Source organism: Nitrospirillum amazonense (assembly GCF_007828045.1).
GTDB lineage: Bacteria > Pseudomonadota > Alphaproteobacteria > Azospirillales > Azospirillaceae > Nitrospirillum > Nitrospirillum amazonense_C.
This window is the reverse complement of the sequence record NZ_VITN01000004.1, coordinates 67,942-92,600: the sequence shown is the minus strand read 5'-3', so window position 1 is coordinate 92,600 and position 24,659 is coordinate 67,942. Positions and strand designations below refer to the sequence as shown.

21 protein-coding genes are annotated in these 24,659 nt (G+C 67.6%); 7 read left to right on the top strand and 14 right to left on the bottom strand.

Annotation, left to right across the window (positions count from 1 at the left end):
* Positions 1 to 35: 35 nt before the first annotated feature.
* From FBZ89_RS08090 to FBZ89_RS08070, 5 genes are all read right to left on the bottom strand, one after another.
* Positions 36 to 620, bottom strand: coding sequence for a hypothetical protein (locus tag FBZ89_RS08090; protein WP_145749502.1), 585 nt, complete (start codon positions 618 to 620; stop codon positions 36 to 38).
* On the bottom strand, positions 617 to 1,546 hold the full coding sequence (locus FBZ89_RS08085; RefSeq protein ID WP_211115148.1) for a hypothetical protein: 930 nt from the start codon (positions 1,544 to 1,546) through the stop codon (positions 617 to 619). The genes FBZ89_RS08090 and FBZ89_RS08085 overlap by 4 nt, the downstream gene beginning before the upstream one ends.
* A gap of 29 nt (positions 1,547 to 1,575) precedes the next feature.
* Positions 1,576 to 2,505 (bottom strand): VOC family protein, encoded by a 930-nt coding sequence (locus tag FBZ89_RS08080; RefSeq protein WP_211115147.1) that lies wholly within the window; start codon positions 2,503 to 2,505, stop codon positions 1,576 to 1,578.
* Between the two features lie 93 nt (positions 2,506 to 2,598).
* Positions 2,599 to 5,232 (bottom strand): glycoside hydrolase family 3 C-terminal domain-containing protein, encoded by a 2,634-nt coding sequence (locus tag FBZ89_RS08075; RefSeq protein WP_145749500.1) that lies wholly within the window; start codon positions 5,230 to 5,232, stop codon positions 2,599 to 2,601.
* 95 nt (positions 5,233 to 5,327) lie between these two features.
* Entirely contained in the window at positions 5,328 to 6,587 is a 1,260-nt protein-coding gene (locus FBZ89_RS08070; protein ID WP_211115146.1) for a Gfo/Idh/MocA family protein, read from the bottom strand.
* A gap of 190 nt (positions 6,588 to 6,777) precedes the next feature.
* On the opposite strand from FBZ89_RS08070, the gene FBZ89_RS08065 reads away from it, so the two are divergent.
* Positions 6,778 to 8,472, top strand: coding sequence for a carboxylesterase/lipase family protein (locus tag FBZ89_RS08065; protein ID WP_186457252.1), 1,695 nt, complete (start codon positions 6,778 to 6,780; stop codon positions 8,470 to 8,472).
* 9 nt (positions 8,473 to 8,481) lie between these two features.
* On the opposite strand, the gene FBZ89_RS08060 is transcribed toward FBZ89_RS08065, so the two are convergent.
* The 6 genes from FBZ89_RS08060 to FBZ89_RS08035 form a co-directional block, all read right to left on the bottom strand.
* Positions 8,482 to 9,360, bottom strand: coding sequence for an oxidoreductase (locus tag FBZ89_RS08060; protein ID WP_145749496.1), 879 nt, complete (start codon positions 9,358 to 9,360; stop codon positions 8,482 to 8,484).
* A 254-nt stretch (positions 9,361 to 9,614) separates the two neighbouring features.
* Positions 9,615 to 10,538 (bottom strand): alpha/beta fold hydrolase, encoded by a 924-nt coding sequence (locus FBZ89_RS08055; protein WP_145749495.1) that lies wholly within the window; start codon positions 10,536 to 10,538, stop codon positions 9,615 to 9,617.
* A 154-nt stretch (positions 10,539 to 10,692) separates the two neighbouring features.
* A complete protein-coding gene (locus FBZ89_RS08050; protein ID WP_211115145.1) occupies positions 10,693 to 11,280 on the bottom strand; it encodes a hypothetical protein in 588 nt (195 codons plus the stop codon).
* 12 nt (positions 11,281 to 11,292) lie between these two features.
* On the bottom strand, positions 11,293 to 11,886 hold the full coding sequence (locus tag FBZ89_RS08045) for a TetR/AcrR family transcriptional regulator (RefSeq protein WP_145749494.1): 594 nt from the start codon (positions 11,884 to 11,886) through the stop codon (positions 11,293 to 11,295).
* Between the two features lie 53 nt (positions 11,887 to 11,939).
* A complete protein-coding gene (locus tag FBZ89_RS31880) occupies positions 11,940 to 12,071 on the bottom strand; it encodes a hypothetical protein (RefSeq protein WP_281292009.1) in 132 nt (43 codons plus the stop codon).
* Positions 12,072 to 12,131: 60 nt separating this feature from the next.
* Positions 12,132 to 13,073 (bottom strand): LysR family transcriptional regulator, encoded by a 942-nt coding sequence (locus tag FBZ89_RS08035; protein ID WP_145749493.1) that lies wholly within the window; start codon positions 13,071 to 13,073, stop codon positions 12,132 to 12,134.
* Between the two features lie 91 nt (positions 13,074 to 13,164).
* Here FBZ89_RS08035 and FBZ89_RS08030 point away from each other — a divergent pair, with 91 nt between their 5' ends.
* Both FBZ89_RS08030 and FBZ89_RS08025 read left to right on the top strand, forming a co-directional pair.
* A complete protein-coding gene (locus tag FBZ89_RS08030; protein WP_186457251.1) occupies positions 13,165 to 14,181 on the top strand; it encodes an NADP-dependent oxidoreductase in 1,017 nt (338 codons plus the stop codon).
* A gap of 28 nt (positions 14,182 to 14,209) precedes the next feature.
* Positions 14,210 to 14,512, top strand: coding sequence for a putative quinol monooxygenase (locus FBZ89_RS08025; protein WP_145749492.1), 303 nt, complete (start codon positions 14,210 to 14,212; stop codon positions 14,510 to 14,512).
* A 79-nt stretch (positions 14,513 to 14,591) separates the two neighbouring features.
* Here the strand turns inward: FBZ89_RS08025 and FBZ89_RS08020 are convergent, their stop codons facing one another.
* Positions 14,592 to 17,402: a TonB-dependent receptor gene (locus tag FBZ89_RS08020; protein WP_145749491.1), complete on the bottom strand. Its 2,811-nt coding sequence runs from the start codon at positions 17,400 to 17,402 to the stop codon at positions 14,592 to 14,594.
* A gap of 213 nt (positions 17,403 to 17,615) precedes the next feature.
* Between FBZ89_RS08020 and FBZ89_RS08015 the strand changes: the two genes are divergently transcribed.
* Positions 17,616 to 18,422 (top strand): IclR family transcriptional regulator, encoded by an 807-nt coding sequence (locus FBZ89_RS08015; RefSeq protein WP_145749490.1) that lies wholly within the window; start codon positions 17,616 to 17,618, stop codon positions 18,420 to 18,422.
* A gap of 60 nt (positions 18,423 to 18,482) precedes the next feature.
* Here FBZ89_RS08015 and FBZ89_RS08010 read toward each other — a convergent pair whose 3' ends face one another.
* Positions 18,483 to 18,827, bottom strand: coding sequence for an L-rhamnose mutarotase (locus FBZ89_RS08010; RefSeq protein ID WP_145749489.1), 345 nt, complete (start codon positions 18,825 to 18,827; stop codon positions 18,483 to 18,485).
* A 189-nt stretch (positions 18,828 to 19,016) separates the two neighbouring features.
* On the opposite strand from FBZ89_RS08010, the gene FBZ89_RS08005 reads away from it, so the two are divergent.
* From FBZ89_RS08005 to FBZ89_RS07995, 3 genes are read left to right on the top strand one after another with little or no spacing between them, the layout of a single operon-like run.
* The gene (locus FBZ89_RS08005; RefSeq protein WP_145749488.1) at positions 19,017 to 20,042 is read left to right on the top strand and encodes a LacI family DNA-binding transcriptional regulator; all 1,026 of its coding nucleotides are present in this window, start codon (positions 19,017 to 19,019) and stop codon (positions 20,040 to 20,042) included.
* 6 nt (positions 20,043 to 20,048) lie between these two features.
* Positions 20,049 to 21,662 carry an alpha-L-fucosidase gene (locus tag FBZ89_RS08000; RefSeq protein ID WP_186457250.1) on the top strand — a complete coding sequence of 538 codons (1,614 nt, stop codon included), beginning with the start codon at positions 20,049 to 20,051 and terminating at the stop codon, positions 21,660 to 21,662.
* A 48-nt stretch (positions 21,663 to 21,710) separates the two neighbouring features.
* Positions 21,711 to 23,789, top strand: coding sequence for a beta-galactosidase (locus FBZ89_RS07995; RefSeq protein WP_145749487.1), 2,079 nt, complete (start codon positions 21,711 to 21,713; stop codon positions 23,787 to 23,789).
* Between the two features lie 47 nt (positions 23,790 to 23,836).
* Here FBZ89_RS07995 and FBZ89_RS07990 read toward each other — a convergent pair whose 3' ends face one another.
* The gene (locus FBZ89_RS07990) at positions 23,837 to 24,607 is read right to left on the bottom strand and encodes an enoyl-CoA hydratase/isomerase family protein (protein WP_145749486.1); all 771 of its coding nucleotides are present in this window, start codon (positions 24,605 to 24,607) and stop codon (positions 23,837 to 23,839) included.
* Positions 24,608 to 24,659: the final 52 nt, after the last annotated feature.

Here is a 24,659-nt window from a genome sequence, read left to right as displayed (position 1 = left end):
TGAGCCTGAGGGCTAAGTCCAGCTAACCGCCTGGCTCAGCCCAAAGCGATGGCCGAACCGGTGAAAGGCAGGACAACGTCATAGCCGGGCGGCGGCGGGGTGACCGGCGTGGCGGCTGCGGTGCCGAACTGGGTGATGCCCCGGCCGATGTGGTGCGCCAGGTCGTGGCGGGCCCCAGCAAAGTCGAACGGGATGCTGGCCACCAGGCGCGCGGAGAACACGTTGGTGCCGACCACCGGCGCGGGCGTGGCGCCGACGGTGACCGCTACCGTGGTGCCCACCGCCAGGCTGGCGCGGCGGAACGTGGCGATGCGCTCACCCTCCATGAACGAGGCGGGGTTGTCGAAGGTGGCCGCCGGCCGGCGTTGCAAGTACAGCGAGAACTCGCCCACTGGATCCAGCCCCAGGGTCAGGGCGTCATTGTCCACCCGCGCCGCCTTGAAGGGCCGGGCGGCGAAGGTGAAGTGCGCCGTACTCTCCGACCGGGCGCCATCGAACAGCGGCACCCCGTCGAACGGCAGGTGCAGGAAATAGCCATAGTCGGCCAGTTCCCCGTCCTTGGTGCCGTAGAAGCGGCCGGTGGCATACCAGGCAAGCTCGGCGGGAAGCAGGGCGGTCATGGGCGGTCCTTCGGGGATGGTCGCATCTGGGTCCAGCCTGGCACAGGCCACCCTGGCCCGGAATCTCCCTTAACGAGATAATCCGGGCCAGCGTACCCGCTTATTTCACCTTCCCGGCCGCGTTCTCCAGCGTCACCTTGGACAGCACCGCGGTGTCCGCCGTGGTCGGCAGATGGGAGACGAAGCCGATGCCGGCTTAGAAGGAAGGACCCGGTCAGTTTCAGGGCGATGGGGGCGCCGTAGGGGTGCATGGGCTCCCCCTGTTCACTGACCCACAGGGTGAAGGCGTCGCCCGTCTTCTCGATGCCGATGCGCTGCGGATGCAGGGTGACCAGGCCGCCGACGGCCTCGCCCTTCAGGGCGCCCCGGCTGCCCACCTTGTATTCCATGTCAACCATCTCGGCCCCCTTGGCCGGGCGCCAGGCGATGTGGAACATGCCGGTGCCGTGCAGGCCCACCACCATCTCCGGCGCATCGTCGTCCAGGCTCTGGCGGATGACCAGCAGGGCCTTGCGGTCGCCGTAGCCCACGGGGTTGGGGAACGCGACATCCGCCGCCAGCGACACGTCGCCGGACATCTTCTTCCACAGGAAACGGAACTCGTCCCGGCCGTACCACATGTTATAGCCGGCCGAGGTGATGGTGTAGCGGCCGTCCTGAAGCGTCCCCTGCCCCGGCACCAGGGCGCCGCCCACGTCGGCCTGGCCATCGAACAGGCCGATGGCCTTGTCCTCCACCCGCGACGGGCGGTGGAAGTCCGCCGGCGGGGCCACCTGGCGATGGCCGGGATAGTCGGGATAGGCCCAGTCCGGCGCCGTGGGGGTGCCTGGGGCGCTGTTGGCGGGCGACGTGCCGGGCACCTCTTGCGCCACCGCCGGAAAGGCAACCATGAGGCAGGCGGCCAGCGCGATCATGCGATGGGTCATGTCATGCTTCCTGTTCCTCAAGGCGCCGCTCACTTCTCCGGATCCGGCGCGCCGAAGGGGGTGCAGCAGGGCTTGCCGATGGCGTGCAGTTCCATCAGCTCCGCCCGGGTGCCATCGGGGTCGATGAGGTTCATCTGCCATTTCGCGTCGCGGCCGATCTTGGGCAGGTTGTCCTGGCCCTTCAGCCGGTCGCCGTTCCACAACAAGGTGTAGGCGGCCTCCGCGTTGGGGATGGCCAGGGCGAAATGGTTGAAGACGCCCAGGGTGGCCTGCGACAGGTCGGGCGGGATGCCCTTCGTGTCCGGCGTGCCCACCACCATGTATTCGATCCAGTCGCGGCCATCGGGCAGTTGCAGGGAAATCCAGGTGGGCTTGTCATCCTCCATCCCGCCCGCCCAATAGGGATGGAAGCCCAGCACCTGCTGGTAGAAGCCGTCCTCCAGCGCCCGGTTATGGACGATGAAGCCGAAGTGCATCATGTGGCTGGACAGGGCGTTGGCCGGGATGGCGGGCGGCGTGGCCGGCGCCTGCACGAACTGCATCACCGTGCCCTCGGGATCGGTCACGTCGAACCAGCGGCTGCCGTCCGCCCCCTGCCGCACCTTGCCCGGCACGGCGATCTTCTTGGCGATCAGATAGTCGCGCATGGCGGCGACATCCGGGGTATTGAAGGCGCCGTGGGCCAGGCGGTTGATGCCCGTGTACCCCGCCGGCAGGGGCAGCACCTCCACGAATTGCGTGGGGCTGAAATAATAGCGCACGCCGGCCGGGTCCTCCGGATCCGGCAGCTTGGTGGCGCCCAGGTCATGGACGTAGAACGCCTCCGACTTCGCCATGTCCGCAGTGTAGATCGCCAGGTGCGAGACGGCGACGATGGGCGGGCGCGCCGGAGCGGCGGCCTGCGCCGTGGCGCACAGGCCCGCGAGGGCCAGCGTGCCGATCAAAGTCTTCTTCATCATTCCTCCCTGTTTTGTTTTGCTTCGATGGATCAGACCTCCAGCGCCGCCCCGGTCATCGGGGCGAACTCACGGCGGTTGGCTTCCATGGTCGCCTCACTCCGCCACAGGGGTGGTGCCGGCCACGGTGAAGCCCGCCGTGGCGCCGGCAACGCCGGTGCCGGGCTGGCCGCCGCCCACGGTCAGGGTGTAGCGGCCTCCCGCCACCACCCGGTCGCCCGCCTCCGTCACGCTGGACAGGTCGCGGGGGTCGAGGTCGAAGTGGACCTTCTTGCTCTCACCCGGCGCCAGGTGGACGCGGGTGAAGGCGCGCAGGGCCCGGATGGGGGCGCCCGGAACCTGCGGGAAGCCCAGGTACAGCTGCACCACCTCATCCCCCGCCACCGCGCCGGCGTTGCGCACCTGGGCATCCACGCCCAGCGTATCGCCCGCCTTCAGCGTGGCGGCCGACAGCGCCAGAGGGGCATAGGCGAAGGTGGTGTAGCTCAGGCCGTGGCCGAAGGCGTACAGCGGCTTGCCGGTGAAGTAGCGGTAGGTCCGCCCCTTCATGCCGTAATCCTCGAACGGCGGCAGGCCGTCCACGCCCGTGTAGAAGGTCACCGGCAGGCGGCCGGAGGGGTTGTTGACCCCCGACAGGGTCTGCCCGATGGCGGTGCCGCCCTGTTCACCGGGGTACCATGCGTCGATGATGGCGTCGACATGGGCCGCGGCCCAGTTCACCGACAGGGCGGAGCCGTTCATCAGCACCAGTGCCATGGGCTTGCCCGTGGCCTTCACCGCCTTCAGCAGATTTTCCTCCTCCGCCGGCATGTCCAGGCTGGTGCGGTCGCCGCCTTTGAAGCCGGGCACGGTCACCGTCATCTCCTCCCCCTCCAGGGCGGAGCTGATACCGGCCACGGCCACCACCAGGTCGGCCGCCTTGGCGGCGGCGACGGCGCGGTTCAGCGGATCGCTGACCACCGGGTTCCACACCAGGCGGATGACGGGGCCCTTGGCCGGTGTCTGGTCGATGCGGATGGCGTAGCGGCGCCCGGCCTCGAAATGCAGGGCCTTCATCCGCGGCGTGCGCTGGCGGTCGCCGTTCTTCACCGCCTCGGCCCCCTCCACCCACAGGGTGGCGTTGGCGCCGCTGAGGCCGATGTTGTACTCGCCCGTCGCCGGCACGGTGACGAAGCCGGTCCAGCGGGCGGAGATGGCGGGGCCCTCCACCACCGGAGTCATGTCGCGGTCCAGGTTCAGGGTGCCGTCGGCGCGGGTCACGGCCGGCGCCCCGCTGAAGTCAGGGTTGCCCCAATATTCACCCTTCAGGCCGGGCGTGCCGTCCGGCCCGCTGAGCGCGCTGGCCGGGATGGTGGAGGCCCCGCGCAGGAAGTTGCTGCCCGGTTCATAGACGATCTGGGCGTTGGGGAAGGCGGCGCGGATGCCGTCCAGCGCCGTCACCGGGTGGATGGGCTGGCCGTTGTAGTTGCCCAGCAACACGTCGACCTGGTCGGCCAGCGGACCCACCACGGCGATCCTCTTCACCGTGGGCTTCACCGGCAGTACGCCGTTGTTCTTCAGCAGCACCATGGACTCATTGGCCAGGCGCAGGGCCAACGCCACATGCGCCGGCGAGTTCAGCTCCGTGTCGGCGACCTGGGCATAGGGCACGCTGGCCGGCGGGTCGAACAGGCCCAGGCGCATGCGAGCGGTGAACAGGCGGCGCAGGCTGGTGTCCACCACGTCCTGCGACACCAGCCCCTGGGCGATGGCGTCGCGGTAGAGGTCGAAATCGTCCGGCTCGTCCGGCGGACGGTTGTACTCCGTGCAATCATTGTCCACGCCCAGCTTCAGCGACACGGCCGCCGCCTCCGCCAGGGTCTTGGTGTAATGGTGGCCGCGCTGGATGTCGGCGATGGCGTCGCAGTCGGACACGACATAGCCCTTGAAACCCCAACGCCGGCGCAACTGGTCGTTCAGCAGGAAGTCGCTGGCGCAGGCCGGCTGTCCGTTCACACGGTTGTAGGCGCACATGACCGAGGCCACCTTGCCCGCCGTCACCAGCTCGCGGAAGGCCGGCAGGTAGGTATCCTCCATGTCATGCCGGCTGGCGGCCACGTCCACCTCGTGGCGCGTCGGCTCCGGCCCGCTGTGCACGGCGTAGTGCTTGGCGGTGGCGATCACCCGGTAATACTTGGGATCGTCGCCCTGCATGCCCTGGACGAAGGCGGTTCCCAGCTTGCCGGTCAGGTAGGGATCCTCGCCATAGGTCTCCTGCCCCCGGCCCCAGCGCGGGTCGCGGAAGATATTGATGTTGGGGGACCAGAAATCCAGGCCCTGGTAGATGCGGTGCTCCGCCCCCGCCTTTTCCACCCGGTTGAACTTCACCCGCGCCTCGGTGCCGATGGCCACCCCCATCTGGTGGATGGCGTCGGGATCGAAGGTGGCGGCCAGGCCGATGGGCTCGGGGAACACCGTGGCCTCGCCATTGCGGGCGACGCCGTGCAGCGCCTCGCTCCACCAATTGTAGGCGGGGATGTTCAGGCGCGGGATGGCCCGGGCCTGGTTGGTCAGCTGCGCCGCCTTCTCCTCCGGCGTCAGGCGGCCGACCAGGTCATCCACCCGGCGTTCCACCGGCAGGCTGGGGTCAAGGTAGGGCGGCTTGGCCGCCTCCTGCGCATGAACGCTCCCCACGCCCGCCACCACAAGCTGGGCCACCAGCATGGCGGCCCCGAACACGGCACGACCCATCCGCCCCTCCCGTTGTTAGCGTTATCATTTCAAATCCGGAACGGTCCGGGGGATGGGACCGCTCCATAAAGACCACTGTGCTTTACAATCGCCGGTCAGGCCGGCACATCGACGGCCTTGGCCGGGTCGACCGCGCGGGTGTAGCCGAAGGCGGTGGACACGGTGGCGCCCCCCTGGGCGACAGAGTCCAGGATGGCCTTCATCAGCCGCATGTCCTGCAGCCCTTCCTCGCCGGTGGAGACCAGCGGCGCCTTGCCCCGCACCACGTCGGCCATCCAGTCCATCTCGCGCGCGAACTGGTCGATCTCGTGGATCGCCTGCACCTGGGACTGATAGCCGCTCTGCACCGTCAGGCGGTTGCCGTTGTAGAAGGCGCCGGGGTCCGCCACCAGCCGCCCCTGCGCGCACTCCACCTGGTAGGACATGGTGGGGGCGTAGTCGAAACTGGTGGACCCGTTGGCGACGGCGCCGCTGGGGAAGCGGAACTGCCAGGCGATCAGGTCCTCCACCTCGCGGAAACGTGGGTCCTTGCGGTCGGTCTGGGCCCAGGCGCGCACCTCCACCGGCTCCTCGTTCAACAGGTAGCGGGCGCCGTTGATGCCGTAGATGCCCATGTCGGCCAGGGCGCCGCCGCCGGACATCTTCATGTCCAGCCGCCACACGTCCGCCGGATCGCTGAGCGAAGCCTGCCGCCCCATCTGCGTAACCACCATGCGGGGCTTGCCCAGCTTGCCCGAGCGGATCAGGCGCATGGCGGCCAGGTTCAGCGGCTCATAATGGCAGCGGTAGGCGATCATCAGCGCGCGGTCGGCGGCCTTGGCGGCGGCGATCATCGCCTCCGCGTCATCCACGCTGGTCGCCATGGGCTTCTCGCACAGCACATGCTTGCCGGCCTTCAGCGCGCGGATGGTGAACTCCGCATGCATGGCATTGGGCAGGACGACGTAGACGACCTGGATGCGCGGGTCGTCCACGATGCGGTCGTAGGTTTCGTAGGTGTAGATCGCATCCCTGGCCACGCCGTGTTTGGCGGCGAGTCGCGCGGCCTTGTCAGGGTGGCCGCTGACCAGGGCGGTCAGTTTCGCCCGCTTGGCGCTGCGGAAGCCGGGCAGGATCTGCCCCTGCGACAAGCGGCCCAGGCCGACGACGGCGAAGCCCACCCCCTCCCCTTCAGCCGGACCGGCGGCGGGGGACGCGACGGCCGGGCGCATCAACAGCGTCCCGGCGCCGGCGGCGCCCAAACCCATGAGAAGACGGCGGGAAATGCCGTTGCCACCGGTGTCAGGATCGCGGTCGCCCGCACCGTCATCGAGGGAAATGGGATCGGTCTCGGCCGCTGGAATGCGCGCGGGCATCCCCGGCCCTGTCCTCCGGACGCTCATTGTTCCTCCCGGTTTTTATGTTACCGTTATCAGAGACTCATACGCCGTTTACCCCGCGTTGAAAAGGGACCGGCTGGTGGCATCCCCTCGCCCGGCCAGCTCCAACCCCTTCGACGCGGCGCTCGCGCCCAAGTCGCCCAAGAATAAAACCGGGAGGAAAATCATGACCCTATCCCTGAATCGCCGCGCCCTGTTGCAGGCGGGTGCCGCGGCCGTCTCCGCACCCTATTTCTGGGTTCCCGCCCGCGCCGACGATGGCGCCTGGTTCACGCAAACCGTGGGCCCCTTCGTGGAAGTGGAGACATCGGCGGGCCGAATCCGGGGTGGGCACGACCGCGGCGCCCTGGCCTTCAAGGGCATCCCCTACGCCGGCCCGGTCTCGGGCAGGAACCGTTTCAAGGCCCCGCCCCAGGTGACGCCCTGGACGGGCGTGCGCGATGCCACCCGCCTGGGTCCGCCCGCCATGCAGGGTCCCGGCACCACCTATGGCGAGCATGAACCGGCCTACAGCGAAGACTGCCTGGTGCTGAACGTCTGGACGCCAGCGGTGAACGATGGGGCCAAGCGGCCGGTCATGGTCTATTGCCACGGCGGCGGCTTCACCACCGGCAGCGGCGGCCAGCGCATCCAGGACGGCGCCCGCCTGGCCGCCACCTACGATGTGGTGGTGGTGGCGACCAACCACCGCCTGGGCCTGCTGGGCTATCTCTACCTGGGCGAACTGGGCGGGGCGGACTACGCCACCTCCGGCAACCAGGGCATCCTGGACATCATCGCCGCCCTGGGCTGGGTGAAGGAGAACATCGCCACCTTCGGCGGCGCCCCCGGCAACGTCATGGTGTTCGGCGAGTCCGGCGGCAGCGCCAAGACCTGCGCCGTCATGGGCATGCCCGCCGCCCAGGGCCTGTTCCACAAGGCCGGGATGCAGAGCGGCCCCATGCTGCGCGGCCTGCCTAAGGACGTGGCGACGGAGACGGCGCGCCGCGTGCTGGCCGCCTTCGACATTCATCCCAAGGATTTCGCCAAGCTGCACGACGTGCCGGCGCAAAAGTTCATCGACCTGCAGCAGGCGGCGGAAAAGGGCCAGGGCCCCCTGACCGTGGCCACGATGGAATGGCAGGCCGGCCACCCCACGCCCAAGCCCAGCGTGGCGGCCAACCGCGCGCCCAAGCCCGGCAACTGGGGCCCCGTGGTGGACGGCACCGTCCTGCCCGCCCATCCCTTCGACCCCGGGGCCCCCGCCATGGTGGCCAACGTGCCGCTGCTGATCGGCAACATGCGGGATGAGGCCGCCTTCTTCGAGCGCGACCATCCGGAATTCTTCCACATGGACGCGGCCGCCCTGACGGCCCGGGTCCAGCAGGCCTTCGGCCAGGACGCGGAGCGCATCCTGGCCACCTACCGCCAAACCCGCCCCGACGCTACCCCGGTGGAACAGGGCATCGCCATCGAGACCGCCCTGTCCATGGGCGCCGGCACCGCCACCCTGGCCGACCGCAAGGCGGCGCAAAGCGCACCCGTCTATCGCTACCGCAACGATTTCCAGTCCAACATCCCCATCAAGGGCACGGACTGGACCCTGCGGGCCGGCCACGCCATCGACATCTCCATCACCTTCCTGAACACGGAGATGCCGGACCTGCAGGGGGACGGCCCCGGCCTGGTGGAAACCGCCAAGGCCGTCAGCGGTTATTTCACCAGCTTCGCCCGCACCGGCCTGCCCACGGCGGCCGGTCAGCCGGCCTGGCCCCGCTATGACACCAAGGACCGTGCCGTCATGCTGCTGAACAGCCAGTGCCAAGTGGCCCTGGATCCGGATGGGCAGGAGCGGGAGATGTGGCAGGCGCTGGGGGTGTGAGCGCCGGCCTCAGGGATTGGGGAAATCGGCGGACAGCGCCCGCTCGCGCTGGCCCTCGATTTCCGCCAGCCGCTGGCGCAGCCGCGTCACCACCGCGTCCTGGCCCCAGGCGCCCAGCACCACATGGCGCGGCGGGATCGGTTGCTGCGTGATCTCGATCATGATGTCGCTGGCCCGCACGGGGTCGCCGGCCTGGTTGCCGCTGATGTCCTTGGTGGCGGCCAGGCGTTTGGCCGCCGTGTCGGCGTAATCCGGGATGCGGCTGGCCGTCTGGCGCAGGGAACGGCCGGCCCAGTCGGTGCGGAAGGGGCCCGGCTCGACACAGGTGACGCCGATGCCCAGCGGCTCAACCTCCGCCCGCAGGCTGTCGGACCAGCCCTCCACCGCGTGCTTGGACGCGGCGTAGTAGCCGGAACCGGGGTAGCCCACCAGGCCGGCGACCGAGGTAATGTTGAGGATGTGCCCGCTGCCCTGCGCCCGCATCAGGGGCAGCACCGCGCGCGTCATGGCGAACAGGCCGAAGACGTTGGTGTCGAACTGGGCGCGGATTTCAGCCTCCACCCCCTCTTCGATCGCGCTTTGGTAACCGTAGCCCGCGTTGTTCACCAGCACGTCGATGCGGCCGAACCGCTCTTGCGCCGCCGCCACCACGGCGTCGATCTGGTCATACCGGGTGACGTCCAGCGCCGCCGGCATGGCCCGGTCATCCGCCGTCGCCACGATGTCGATCACCTGGGCGGCGTCGCGCGCCGTGACCACCACCCGCCATCCCCGCTCCAGCACCCGCTGGGCCAGGATGCGGCCGAAGCCGGTGGAACAGCCGGTGATGAGCCAGACGGGAGTTTCCACTGCGGGGGTTTCCAAGGCGGGGGTGCGGGTGTCGGCCATGAACGTCGCTCCGGAATGGGATCGCTACCAGAAGGCTACACCCTACGGCAGCGCCCCCGTTCCCGTCCAACCGGCAAGGCGGCATAGGCCTGTGGCATGTCGTTGCCTTCGGGGCCACGCCCTGGACTTACCCTATCCGGCCGACGACAAAATCGTGGGTGGATAGGCTAGGATTGCTTCCACATGCCACGCCGGGCTTGGGGCAGCCGTCAAGGCGGCGCATTCATTTGCAATCGGGCGAGTGACGGCCGGGATCACACCTTGGCGTCCAGGAAGGCGCGAACGGCGGCCACGGTCGCCGCCGGCTGTTCCTCCATCAGCCAATGGCCGGACTGGGGGATGACCAGTTCCTGGACGGTGCTGGCGGCGGCGCGCGCCACCACGGCCATGGTGGGCCCGAAGGAGTGGTCGCCGCCGATGGCCAGGACCGGCATGGTGAGCGGCCCCTGGGCCAGGAAGGCCTGGTTGTCCTTCACGTCCTGGTCGAAGGCCTTGAACTGCTCGAACCCGGCGTGCATGGCGCCGGGACGGGCATAGAGGGTGGCGTAGTGCTGGCGCGATGCCTCGTCGAACCGGCGCGGATCGGCGGAGAACTCATTCCAGAAGCGGTCGAGATAGATGCGCTCCCGCCCCGCCACCAGCCGCTCCATATCCGGCCCGCCGAAGCGGAAATGCCAGAGTAAGGGGCTTTTCAGGATCTCATCCCAAGGGCCGACGCCGGGGATGGGCGCGTCCATCAACACGAAACGCGTGACGCGGTCCCGGCTCTCCGCCGCGAAGGCGTAGCCCACCATGTTGCCGATGTCGTGGGTGACCAGGTCGGTCTTGCCGATACCCAGTGCGTCCAGCACGCCCGCGATGTCCCGGCCTTGCGTCTTCTTGTCGAAGCCGCCAGTGGCCCGCGCGGACAGGCCCATGCCGCGCAGGTCGGGCACGATCACCGTGTGATCGCGCGTCAGGTCGGCCGCCAGCGGCGCCCACATGTCGCCGGTCTCGCCGTAGCCATGCACCAGGACGACGGCGGGGCCACTGCCGCAAACGCGGACGTGGAGGGTGGTGCCGTTGGTCGGAACCTCCCGCGCGTGGCAGGTGGAGGGGAACGGCATGACCTTGGCGCCGGCGATCCCGAGGCCCAGGCACCATAGGGCGGCCACACTCGCGGCAAGCAGTCTCAGCATGGGGACGGTCCTCGCGAAACCGAGGGGCCCGACCCCTCGCCTGGTTGTTTCGCCATCCCTATACCGTCTTGGGGCACCTTTGATTGTCGATGCATGTCCCGTTTGGACGATGCCGGGGGTTTTGTCAGCGGGACCGGCGGCCCGGATCACGGCATCATGAGACGGCGGCCTTTCCCTGCCGGCGCAGGAAAAGGATCTGGGCGGCCACGCCGATGACCAGCAGGGCGAGAAGGCCGGCCTGGGCGCCGAGCAAAAGCGGCGACTTCAGGTCGGTGACCAGGGGATGGCCATCCGGGACGCGGCGCAGGGTTTCGCTGACCGTCGGCACCATCAGCAGGAAGGCCGTCAGGCTGAGGAAAATCGTCTCCAGATACCTGCCGGCGCGCCCCAGGCCAGGAACGCGGCCCACCCCATATCCGGCAAGCAGCAGCAGGATGGTCACCACCGCGATGCCGTAGCTGACAGGCTGGTGGGCGACCAGGAACACCGTGACGCCCCCGATCAGCATCGACACGAAATAGACGGCGCCAGGTCCCGACCGCGGCACGATCCGCCCATGGCGGATGAACATATGCAGGGCCAGCGGAATGGCGGGCAGGCTGCCAAGCGTGTGCACCCAGCCGAGGGGCGAAATTCCAAACATGTCGATCTCCATAAGGTTCGGAAAAGGGAAACTGCGGATGCCATAAAACATCCGACTAGTAGGTAGGCATTTCAGGCGCGCGACGATGACGCCCGGCATAGGGTGGCATCTCTATCGGGTGGAAAGCCGGTCAAGCAGGGGTGTCGTGATGAACCCGAACATCTTGGGATCGCCATAGGCCCGTGCGGCGAGCATGGCCCCATGGACGGCGGCCATGAACGCCTCCGCCTCCGCCCGTGGGGTGCCGCCGAGGCGGAGCAGCCCCTGCTGCGTCCCCCGCTCGAACACCGAGGTCAGCCAAGCCGACAGGAAGCGGAAATGGGCCCTGACCTCCAGCGCCACCTCTTCCGGCAGGATGGGCAACTCGCAGGCCAGCAGGGCGCAAATGCAGAAGGACGCGCTGGCGTCGGTGATGCACCCCTCCCAATACCCCGTATAGGCGCGGAGTTGCCCCAGCGGGTCGGAGACATGGCGCTCCAGCTCCGCGATTCCGGTGCGCGCCTCCTCGCGATAGCGGGCGACCAGTGTCCGGACCAGATCCACCTTGTTGGGGAAATGGTGGTGGATGCTGGCCTTGCGGATGCCGACGACCGCGGCGATATCAGCGTAGCTGAAGCCGTTATAGCCGCCCGCCATGACCAGCGACCGCGCGCAGGCCAAAATCTCATCGGCGGTGGAGGACGGGACGGTAGATAAAGTGCTCATGCATAATACCTACCTTCTAGTAGGTTTATCTGTCAAGCCTTGTGGTGGCCCCGTCAGCCGCCCGAGGCGGTGGTGAAGACCGCCCACTGGGCGGCGAAGGCACGCTGGTAGGCCGGACGCGCCTCACCCCGGGCGACGTAAGCGGCGAGGTTAGGATACTCATCCAGGATGCCAGACGCTGTCACCGGAACGACGAACGGCGCGCACGCAAGCCGACACCACCTTCCCCTTCTTTCTTCCGCGCTTTACGCCGCCGGCGATGATGGCCGGCCCCTGCCGGCCACCGGCAGGGCATCCTGCAGATGGGCCAGGAAGGCACGCACCGCCGGGTTGGCACGGCGGCTTTCCGGCCAGACAGCGGTGATGTTGTGCCGCTCGACCGCATAGTCGGACAGCACCGGCACAAGCTCGCCGCGCGCCACATAGGGGGCGGCGACAAAGTCGGCGCTGATGCCGATGCCGCCGCCGGCGACCAGGGCCGCGATCAACGCCTCGCTGGCGTCCATGACGATGCCGGACGGGGGCACGATCTCGATTTCGCGGTCCCCGATGAGGAAGGGCCAGCGCAGCATCTGTCCGGAGCTTTGATAGCGGAGGGTCGCGGTGTCATGCCGCGCCAAGTCGTCCGGATGCGACGGCGTTCCCCGGGCGGCCAAATAGGCCGGCGACGCGTAGCAGCAGAACCGATGGGGCGCGAGCCGCCGCGACAGCAGCCGCGTATCCGGCAAGTCGCCGATCCGCACGGCCAGATCGATCCCCTGCTCGATCAGGTCGACGAACTGGTCGCTCAGGCGCAGGTCCACCGCCACCTGGGGATGGCACGCGCGGAACGCCGGCAGGGCCGGCGCGATCAGATGGATGCCGATGGGCAGGGACGCGGCGATGCGCAGGGTCCCCGATGGCTCCGACCGCGCGGACTTCGCCGCCTGCTCGATCTCCTCCGCCTCGCGCAGCAGCCGCAGGGCGCGTTCGTGCAGGTCACGGCCCTCCGGCGTCAGGGTCAGCGAGCGTGTCGTACGCGTGATGAGGGAGACGCCCAGGTTTTGCTCCAGCCGCTGGATGCTCTTGCTCACCGCCGAGGGCGAAATCGACAGCGAGCGGGCGGCCGCGGTGAAGCTGCCCAGCGACCCGACGCGGGCGAAGGCGATGAGGCCGGTCAGCCTTTCAAGTCCGATTTGTTCCTTCATGGAAATACTGAAGCGGTTCCCAACCTGATTGTCAATTCAGGGGAGGGAGCCAAACTATGCCCCAGCGTTGAAAGCACGAAAGGAACGCATCATGAGCGACACGATGAAAGCGGTTCGGCTGCACCAATTCGGCGGCCCCGAGGTGCTGCGCTATGAGGATGCCCCCCGCCCCACGCCCGCGCCCGGCGAGGCGCTGGTCAGGGTCCATGCCATCGGCCTCAACCCGCCCGACTGGTACCTGCGGGACGGCTACCGTTCGCTTCCCCCCGAATGGCAACCGCACCCGACCTTCCCCTTGATCCTGGGGTCGGACATATCGGGCGTCATCGCGGCCGTGGCCGGCGACGTCGGGGATTTCCGCGTGGGCGATGAGGTTTATGCCATGGTGCGCTTCCCCCACCATGTCATGGAGGGCAGCAAGGCCTATGCCGAGTATGTCAGTGTCCCGGTATCGGATTTGGCCCGCAAGCCGGCCGGCATCGACCACATCCACGCGGCCGGCGCGCCCATGTCCCTGCTCACCGCCTGGCAGTTCCTGACCGAGCTGGGGCACGACGAGCCGAACCCGTTCCAACCCCACAAGCATGAGCCGGTGCCGCTGCGCGGCCGGACGGTGCTGGTCAACGGGGCCGGCGGCGGTGTCGGACATCTGGCCGTGCAACTGGCGAAATGGCAGGGCGCGCGCGTCATCGCCGTGGCCTCCGGCAAGAATGAAGGCCTGATGCGCGACCTGGGCGTCGACCAGTTCATAGACTATACCCGGACGGCCGCCGAGGAGGTGGTGCGCGATGCGGACCTGGTGCTCGACACCGTCGGCGGTCCCGATACCGGCCGTTTCCTGCGCACCCTGAAACGGGGTGGCGCGCTTTTCCCCGTCTATCCCCTGGGCTTCACCGGCCATGGGGAGGCGGAGACGCTGGGTATCACGGTTTCGACGACGCAGGTCCGCTCCAGCGGCGCGCAGCTGGATCAGGCCGCACGCCTGCTCGACAACGGCACCGTGCGGGTCGTGATCGACAGCACCTTCCCGCTGGCCCAGGCGGCCCAGGCGCACGAACGCGCCGCGCGCGGCAACATCCAGGGCAAGATCGCCCTCACCGTCGCTTGACCGGAGAGAGACCCAGGAGTCCGCAGCCATGCTTATCGTGATGGGCCATGTTCAGGTCGCCCCCTCCGCGACGGAGGAGTTCGCCGCCGACATCCAGGCGCTCGCGCAGTCCGTCCGGCGGCGCGAGGGCAACCTGTCCTACGCGGTGGCGGTGGAGGACCCGAGCGCCGGCCGGTTGCTGGTCGCGGAGCGCTGGCGCGACCAAGCCTCCCTTTCCGCCCACCTCGACGCCCCCGACACGCGGGCGTTCGTGGGCAAGTGGCAGGGCCGGATGGCAGGCGACATCCGGAAATACGATGCCGCGAACGAGCGGTCCTTGATGGACGGGTGAGGCACGAAAGTGTCCCGCCATGGAACGGCCCAGATCAGTCCCGAGGGACCGACCTGGGCCGTTGTCCATGCACGATTTATCAGTAGGTGACGCGCGCGGTGAAACTCAGGCGCCGGTCCGAGATCGTCGCGGTGCGGGGGCGCGTCGCAATGCCGAAATACGACAGCTTGAGCGCGTTATTGATGTTGCGCGCGTCAACGCCCAGCGAGAAATTCTGGGTCACCTGGTAAGTCAGCGAGCCATCGAGCTGACCATACGGCTGGTCAAAGATGGGAAGGTTGCCGGTGCCCACCCCCGCCGTCGTCTCGACAAACTTGCTGCGCCAGTTGTAGGCAAGCCGAAGCGACAGCGGACCCTTCTCGTAAATGCCGATCAGGTTGTAACTGTACCTCGACAACAGCTCGAGCGGCACGCTGGTGACGGGGCCCGAGGTCGCCGGGCTGGGCGCCTGGGAGTCGACATAGGTGAAGTTCGCCTGGATGCCGAGGCCGTCCAGCGGGTCGGGCAGGAAATCGAAGAACTGCTGGAACGAGAATTCGGCGCCCTTCACCTCCGCATCGGCCGCGTTGGTGTAGGACGTGACCTGATAGGTGTACGTCTTGCCGTCCGGGAAGGTGATGTCGCGCGGCGTGATCGCGGTCTGGATGTAGCCGTTGATCTTCTTATAGAAGCCCGCGACCGACACGTACTCCTGGTCCGAGAAATACCATTCCAGCGAGGCGTCAAGGTTGCGTGACGTCATTGGCTTGAGCAGCGGGTTGCCGCCGGTCGCGGTATGGATCTCGGCATGTTGCGACGGCCCAGGCTCGGTCAGCGTGAGGCTGGGGTTCAGCTGCGAGAAGGTGGGCGCGGCCAAGTTGGTCGATGCCGCCAGGCGGAGCTGCAGGGCATCCGTCAGGTGATAGCGCAGGTTCAGGCTGGGCAAGGCCTTGGTGTAGGTATCCTGGAACGCGATGGCGGCGTATTGGGGGTTGCCGGTTGCCGTCGATCCGTCCGGCTGCGCGATCTGCGGCACCTGCTGGTAGTACCCGGACACGCCCAGATTGGTGGTGACGATGCGCACCCCGATATTGCCGTCCAGTGGAATGGACAGGGGGCTGGCGTCGAAATAGGCGGCGGCGTATTCCGCGTAGGTCTGCTGGCTCTGCGCGTTGGAGCCGCTGGGAAGGAAGGGCGGCGCGCCGCTGAGCCCGAAGGCCGACAGGGTGTTGGCGTAGTCGCCGATGGTCTCCAGCGGGAAGGTGACCACGCTGCCGAACACATTCGCGTCGCCGCGGAAGATGTCGCTCAGGTCGTAGTTCACAAGCCCGCCCCGGCCGTTGACGCTGGAATAGCGATAGCCGGTGTCCCGGGTCGAATTCGTCCGGTCCGTGTACCGGAAACCGGCGCGCAGGGATTTCAGGACGCTGTTGTCGAAGCTGTACTTGACGTCCAGCCGGCCGCTTTTCTCCTCACCGATGGAATTGGAGAAGTCGTCGAGGAAACCGTTGTTGGAATAAAGCGCGGCATTGGTCGTCTGGCTGACCGGGATGGTGGCGAACGACGCCACGTCCCCCGATATGTTTTGGTGGAAAACGGTATTCGGACCGTTGGTGAGGACGATGAAATTGCTCTGGCTGGTGTCCGAGCGGATGTATTGGCCATCCGCCGTGATCTCCAGGTTCGGCGTCGGCGTCCAATGCGCCTTCAGGGAATAGTCGGTCGTGGTCGAATCGCGCGTCGTCTGGCTGGCGTAGGACCCCAAGGGTACGTCTTCCCACGTGCCGCTGATGAAATCACCATTGCCGGCGAATTTGAAGTCGGCGCCCGGTAGCGGCGTGATGGGCCCGTCCCCCGTGGTGGCGAAGAAGGCGTTGCCCCGGATGTTGAACTTGTAATTGTTGCGCAACACCTCGCCCGTGAAATCCAGGGTGTCCGTCGGTTTCCATTGAAGGGCGACATCCGTGCCAAAGCGCTGCCGGTCGCCGTAATTCTTGTTCAGGCCGCCGCCGTGCGGAATGGTGGTGAGCTGGCCCGAGCGGCCCATGGCCGCCGCCGTCGCCGCGTCGGAGGGATTCACGAAGCTGCCGTCGGGATTGCGGCCCTGGTTCAGGGTGTAGAAGGGCTCCGTCGTGATCTGGTCGTCACGGAAGTAGTCCTTCTGATAGGCGATGTCGGCCAGCACGCCGATCTCGCCGATGCCGGTGTGCCAGCGATCACTCATCAGCACCGAGCCGGATGGCCCGGTCTTGTCGGCCAAGTCGTAATAATTGCCGGTGATCCCGCCGGCGAACTTGAAGCCGTCGAAGTCGAAGGGCTTGCGCGTGCGGAAGTTGATGACGCCGCTGAGTTGCCCTTCGATCTGTTCGGCGGACGGATTCTTGTAGACGTCTATGCCCGCCAGCAATTCGGCCGGCACGTCTTCAAGGTTGAGGATGTCGACACCACCGGCGGTGAAAATATCCCGGCCGTTCAATTCGGTGCGCACCTGGGTCAACCCCCGGATGGCGACCGAGCTGCCCTCGCCGTAATTGCGCTGGATCTGGATGCCGGCCACCCGCTGCAACGCCTCGGCGACGTTGCGGTCGGGAAGCTTGCCGATGTCTTCGGCGACGATGGAATCGACGATCTCCGGCGCGTCGCGCTTGATCGCCTCCGCCGATTTCAAGCTCGCGCGGACCCCCGTGACGACGATCTCGTTCAGGTCCCCCTGATCGTTCGCCGAGGCCGTGCCGGCGGCCGCGGCCGGCGTCTGGGCCGGAACCGCGGCGGTGGCCGCAGTGGTCGGCGCAGTGGTCGGCGCAGTGGCGGCCGTCTGCGCGATGGCCGGTGCGGACCAGATCAACGCCAGCGGCAACGGCAGGCCGGCCAGCAGCGGCATGAGTCTCGATGAATGGCGCCCACGCGACATGTGCGTTCTCCCCTGATGATTTTTATGATCGGAATGATTTTCACCAGTACAATTCAATTATCATATATGCAATACAAATTTTGAGAACAGTTCGCTCGTGGATCGAGCCGCCGGACTCGCGCCATGGCGCCGGGGCCCCCCGAGGCTTTCCGAGCCGCCGGAATGTGGGGTATCGATGGGACGCGACCGCGTTGATGATCAGGGGGGAACCACATGACCCGAGCGGGCCCTAAGGGCACCTATGCCGCGCCGGCCATAGAAAAGGCGTTTGAAATCCTTGAGATGCTGGCGGAGCATCGCGACGGGGCATTGGTCAGCGAGATGGCGGCGCACCTCAATCGTTCGGTCGGGGAGCTGTTCCGCGTCGTCATCGTGATGGAACAGCTGGGCTATCTTCAGAAGTCCACCAAGTCGGATCGCTATACGGCGGCCTATAAGCTGCTCGACCTCGCCTACCGCGCGACGCCCACGCAGAATCTTTTGAATGCGGCGCTTCCCGAGATGCGGCGGTTGGCGATCGAGACGGGACAGTCATGCCATTTCGTCGTTCCCAACGGCGGCGAAGGGCTGGTCATCGCGCGGGAGGAAAATCCCGGCACGCGGGGATTCTCCCTACGGCTGGGTGCCGCGATCGACATGCTCAAGAGCTGCTCGGGCCAGGTGATCCTGGCCTTTTCCAAGCCGGACCGGGCCGACAGCATCATCGCCGAGGCCGAGGCGATGCAGGGCGTTTCGGCCGACCGCGACGGGTTGGGCCAACGGCTGGACACCATCCGGCGGGATGGCTTCGACCACCGCAAGAGCCCGATCACCCACGGCGTGACCGACATCAGTTACCCCGTGTTCGGATTCGACCGGGATATCGTCGGCGCGCTGACCATTCCCTTCCTGGCGCTGATCGACGGGTCGCAGAAGGTCGATTTCGAAACGGCCCAGGGGCTGCTGCGCGGCGCCGCCGGAAACATCTCGGCCACGCTTGGCTACATGCCCGCCAATCTGGCCCCCGCCCCCTCGCGTTGACAGCGGGAACAGCGCCGGCAACGGAGGTCCCCGCCCCCGGGGGGCTGGCGCCGGGCCGGGTCACTGTTCGGCCAAGCTGAAAATGCGATCCGCCGGCACCCACTTCTGACCCGGCTTGGCCCAGGGCAAGCGGCGCTGGAACGTGTCCATCAGCGCTTCCCAGGCCTGGACATCCGGGTCGGCGGCGTCCGCCGCGGCCTGGGCCGCCGGGTCGTAGTCCTCCGTCACCTCCATGATCATCACCAGCCGGTCGCCGCAGAGATGGATTTCCATCTCCCGGATCCCGGCCTGGCGGATGGCGCCCAGCACCGCCGGCGGCACCTGGCCGGGCGCGTGCCACTGGCGGTAACGCTCGATCAAGGCGGGATCGGATTTCAAATCCAGCATCAGGACATGACGGGTCATGGACGTCCTTTCCTCCTAAGCCCCGCGCCGGAAGGTGCGCAGGGTGATCGGCGCTTCCCATCGCCGCAGACAACAGCTTTTCAGAAAACGGACTTGTTATAAATATGCTTAATCGATAAAGTTAACGCTAACTGCCGCGCGAAACAGGCCAAGGGCCGCGCCGGCGCACCTTGGGGAGAGGCGCGCATCTTGACCGCCCGCATGAAAGACATCGCGCTGGAACTGGGGCTGTCGGTCGTCACGGTGTCCAAGGCCCTGCGCGCCCATCCGGATATCGGGGAAGCGACACGCCGCCGCGTGCTGGAGCGGGTGGCGGAGCTGGGGTATCAGCCCAACCTGATGGCGCGGTCGCTGGTCACCGGCCAGACATGGACCGTGGGTCTGATCGTCCCCGACCTTCTCCACCCGTTCTTCGCGGGCATCGCCAAGGCCATCTCCAATGATATCCGGGCCCACGGGTACGGGCTGCTGATCTCCTCCTCCGATGAGGAGCCGGATGCGGAGCGGCAGCAAATCCGGAATCTGCTGGCCCGGCAGGTGGATGTGATCGTGCTGGCCTCCACCCAGACGACCGTGGACGGCCTGCGGGAGATCGAGCGGCGGGGCACGCCCTGCATTTTGCTGGATAGGCGGTTCGCGGGCGCGGAGGCCCATTTCGTCGGCAACGACGATGAGGCGGTGGGCGCGCTGGCCACCGCGCATCTCATCGCGCAAGGATGCCGGCGCATCGCCCATCTGCGCGGGCCGGAGGTGAGCACGGCGGCCGGGCGCCTGTCCGGTTACCGGCAGGCGCTGGCCCAGCAAGGACTGGCGGCGCCGGAACTGGTGATGGACCTGGGACCATCGGGCGACCACCGGGGCGCGGAAGCCGGCTATGCCGCGACCCGGCGGCTGCTGGCGCTGTCCCCCCGCCCGGACGGCCTGTTTTGCTACAACGACCCCTCCGCCCTGGGCGCCATGCGCGCCGTGCTGGAGGCGGGACTGCGCGTCCCGGACGACATCGCCATCATCGGCTGCGGCAACCTTTCCTACGCCGACTTCCTGCGCATCCCCCTTTCCTCCATCGACCAGGGCGCCGAAGCCATCGGCCGGCGCGTGGCCCAGTTGGCCACCAGCCTGGCCGGCACCAGGAACGCGGCGGCGCCGCCCCATGTCGATCTCGTGCCGCCGCGCCTGGTGGCGCGCGCCTCCACCATCCGGTTCCCGAAGGGATAACAGCTTATGGTAAGCCCGACGCGTCGGGACCTCGTCCGCTATGCCGGCGCGGTCTCAGCCCTCACCCTGTCCGCTGGACCGGCCGCCGCCAAGACGCAGGCCGAGGCCGGGCCTTTCCAGCCCACCTGGGATTCCCTGGCCGCCGGGTACCAGGCGCCGGCCTGGTTCCGCGATGCCAAGTTCGGCATCTGGGCCCATTGGGGGCCGCAATGCGCGCCGGAGTTCGGCGACTGGTACGCCCGCCGCATGTACATGCAGGGGGACCCCAGCTACGAACACCATGTCAAAACTTACGGCCATCCCACGCAATTCGGCTTCATGGAGCTGATCAACCGCTGGAAGGCGGAGCGGTGGGACCCGGAGGAGTTGACCAAGCTCTACAAGGCGGCGGGCGCCAAGTACCTGGTGTCGATGGCCTGCCATCATGACAACTTCGACAATTTCGACTCCCGCCACCATGCCTGGAACGCCACGCGGGTGGGCCCGGGCAAGGATATCGTGGGCGGCTGGGCGGCCGCCGCGCGCAAGCACGGCCTGCGCTTCGGCGTCAGCAACCACGCCAGCCATGCCTGGCACTGGTACCAGACGGCCTATGGCTATGACGCCACCGGTCCCCGGGCGGGCCAGCGCTACGACGCCTTCCGCCTGACCAAGGCCGACGGTGCGGGAACGTGGTGGCAGGGCCTGGACCCCCGGGAGCTGTATACCGGGCGCAGTATCGTGATTCCGGACGGCATCACCGATCAGGCCGCCATGACCGCCTGGCATCAGGCCCACGATGGCGTCTGGGACGAGTCCGTGCCGCCCAACCGGGCCTTCGCCGAAACCTGGCTGAAGCGGTGCCGGGACCTGATGGACCGTTATCAGCCGGACCTGGTCTATTTCGACGACACCGGCCTGCCCCTGGGCGACTACGGCCTGCGCGCCACCGCCCATTATTACAATCAGAGCGTGGCCCGGAAGGGTGCTGTGGACGTGGTCGTGAACTGCAAGGAACTGACGGACCTGCAGCGCCGCGCCGTGGTGGCCGACATCGAGCGGGGATTCAGCGACCACATCGTGCCGGAGCCCTGGCAGACCGATACCTGCCTGGGCGACTGGCACTACAGCCGCCCCCTCTATGAGCGCAAGGGCTACCTCACCGCCCTGCAAGTGGTGCAGCGCCTGGTGGACGTGGTCAGCAAGAACGGCTGCCTGCTGCTGAACGTCCCGGTCCGCAGCGACGGCACCATCGATGAGCTGGAACGCGGCATCCTGCAGGAACTGGTGGGCTGGATGGCGGCGAACAGCGAGGGGATTTTCGACTCCCGCCCTTGGAAAACCTATGGTGAAGGACCGACGGAAGTCGCGGCGGGCAAGTTCAACGAGGCGAAGCTGCGCCCCTTCACGGCGGAGGACATCCGCTTCACGGTGAAGGGCGACACCCTCTACGCCTATGCCCAGGAATGGCCGGCCGGGAAGTCCCTGACCATCCGGACCCTGACGCCGGCGGCCCGCCCCATCCAGCGCATCGACCTGCTGGGCGGCGGCGCCCTGGAGTTCAAGCAGGGCGATGACGGCGTCACCGTGACCCTGCCGGACCAACGGCCGACCTTCACCCCCGCCTTCCGCATCCGATAAGCGCCGGCCCGACGGCACGGGCGCCAGAACAGATCATGTGAGACAGATATGGCATCGCGTTTTCCAGCCGGTTTCCGGCGCCAGGCGCTGCGCGCGCTGCTGGCCACCTTGTTGTGCACCGTATCCATGGGCGCGGCCGACGCGCGGGAGGCGCAAGTGCCCGCCAGCTGGCCGGGCCCGGACCAACTGTTCGTCGGCGCCTGCTACCAGCCAATCGACCGCACGCCGGCGCAGATCGACCAGGACATCGCCATCATGAAGCACGCGGGCTTCACCGTGGTGCGCATGGGCGACCTGTCCTGGGATTCGTTCGAGCCGGCGCAGGGCAAGTTCACCTTCGACTGGTTCGACGCCGTGCTGGACAAGATGCACGCCGCCGGCATCCGGGTGATCCTGGATATCCCGGGCACGCCCGCCCCCATCTGGCTGCACCGCGCCTATCCGGGCGTCGATGTCATCAACCAGGCGGGCGCGCGGCTGCCGCCGGCGGAACGCTACATGGACAACATCAGCGATCCGGACTACGTGCGCGAGGCCGGCATCCTGGCCGAGGCCCTGACCAAGCGCTATGCCCACCACCCGGCGGTGATCGCCGTGGGATACGACAATGAGATCGGCAACGGCTTCATGTCCTATTCCGAGGCCGACCGGCAGCGCTTCATCACCTGGCTGCGCGCCAAGTACGGCACCGTCGATGCCCTGAACAAGGCCTGGGCGACGCAGCGCTGGTCCCGCCGCCTCAACGATTTCGCGGACGTGGACCTGCCCCTGGCCGACGGGCCCGGCCCGGCGGAGCGCTTCCTGGACCTGCACCGCTATTGGTCCGATGTCACCGTGGACCGGCTGAAGGAACTGGACGCGATCCGCCGCCGCGCCATGCCGGACCTGCCCACCCTCTCCAACCTCTGGGACTATGCGCCACGGCGTGGCTTCGATTATCTGGCGACCTACAAATCCTACGTCTCCTACGGCGCGGAGGGGTTCTATCCCGCCGACCCCATAGGCGGGGCGTTCAACGCGCTGATGACCAAGGGCGACCTGCCCACCCCCATCTGGTTCAACGAGTTCACCGCCGGCGGGGGCGGCGACTACGGCACGCCTGGCCGCAGCCGCATGTACGCCTATCTGGGGCTGCTGCTGGGCGCGCAGGGCATCCTGGCCTGGACCTTCAACAGCCACCTGGGCGGGGAGGAGCAGGCGCTGTTCGGCCTGGTCGACCACGACGGCACGCCGTCCTGGAAGGTGGATGAGTTCGGTCGCATCGCCGGGGAGTTCAAGCGGCTCTCCCGCTACGGCTTCCCGCGCCACACCCATCCCGAGGTGGCCATCGCCTATTCCTTCGAGTCCGCCATCGCCTCCCACCCCAACGGGCCGTCCAGCACCACCCGGCAGTATTTCCAGGGCGCCTATGGCGACATGGTGCAGGCCGCGTTCGAGCCGCTGTTCAAGGCCAATATCGATACCGCCATCATCAACATCGGGCACGACACGCTCACACCCTACAAGCTGGTGGTCATCCCCGCCGACTATGTGATGGACCCGGCCAGCGCGAAGGCCGTACGGGATTATGTCCAGAACGGCGGCACGGTGCTGATGACCGGCTATTCGGCCAAGGTGGACGAGCATGCGCAGTGGTTCGACACCCCCCTGCCGGGCCGCCTGTCCGACGTGTTTGGCCTGAAGACCAACGCGTTCTACCGGTTGGAGGCGCCGCTGAGCTACAGCCTGGGCTCATCATCGACGGCAACCACCGCGCATTATTATGAGGTGCTGGCGCCGACGACGGCGACCGTGCTGGCGACCTTCGACAACACGCCCGACCATACGCCGGCCGTCACCGTCAACAAGTTCGGCAAGGGCACCGCCCTGTACCTGGCGACGGAGCCCGCCCCCGCCGCCATGGCGCCGGTGCTGGGCTACGCCTATGGCCTGGCGGGCGTGCACCAGGGGCCGCAAACCCCGGAAGGGGTTTACGCCCGGCTGGTGGACGGGCGGACGCTGTATGTGAATACGACGCGGGAGACCCAGCACGTGGCCATCACGGGCGCCAAGACCGGGCTGGTCAGCAATCGCCGCTATGAAGGCACCCTGGTGTTGGGCCCTTGGGAATCCGAACTGTTGCCCTGACCGTGACGGGCCCACCGCCCGGCGCCTGCCGGGCGGTGGCCGTGGTCTCAGCCCTGGGTGGCCATGCGGCGGGCCACGTCGGCGGCGCTGATGCCCTCAAGCGCCAGGCCGAAGGCGGTGCCCTCATCGATCAGGCGGCGGAGCTGCTGGGTCAGCGCGATGCGGGTGTAGCGGCCGGTCAGCGGCGGCAGCGCGGCGATGCCGTCGGCGATCTCATGGGCGCGGGCGAGCAGGCGGTCGGCCGGCACGATCTCGTTGACGACGCCCCAGTCCTGCGCCGTCTGCGCGTCCAGCACCTGGCGGGTGAGCAGGAAGTAGCGGCCCCGGACCGAGCCGATGACATGCGGCCACAGCAGGTGCATGCCGTCGCCGGGCACGATGCCGAACTCGAAGTGCGGCTTGTCCTGGAACACGGTGTCCGGCGTCGCCAGGATGATGTCGGTCAGCAGCGCGTATTCACTGTGCAGCAGGACCGGGCCGTTCAGCGCCGTGATCATGGGTACCTCGATATCGAGGATGTTGGACAGCACCTTGCGGCCCTCGCGCAGGATCTTGTCGTAGCCCTGGGGCGTGAAGAAGTCGAAGCCCTCGGGGTTGATCATGTCCATGAAGGCGTCGCCCGTGCCGGTCAGGATCACCGCGCGGTTGTCCCGGTCCTCACCGATCTGGTGGAACAGCTCCACGAACTGCTCATGCGTATGCCCGTTGAAGACGAGCTTGCCGCCGTCGGTGTGCAGGGCGACTTCCAGGACGCCATTGTCCTTGCGGGTCAGGCGGGCGTTGGGGAAAGCGTCGCGATAGACGTCGAACTTGGCCATGGTACTGATCCTTGATCTCAAGCCGTCCGGAAGTGGCGGCGTGACGGATTAG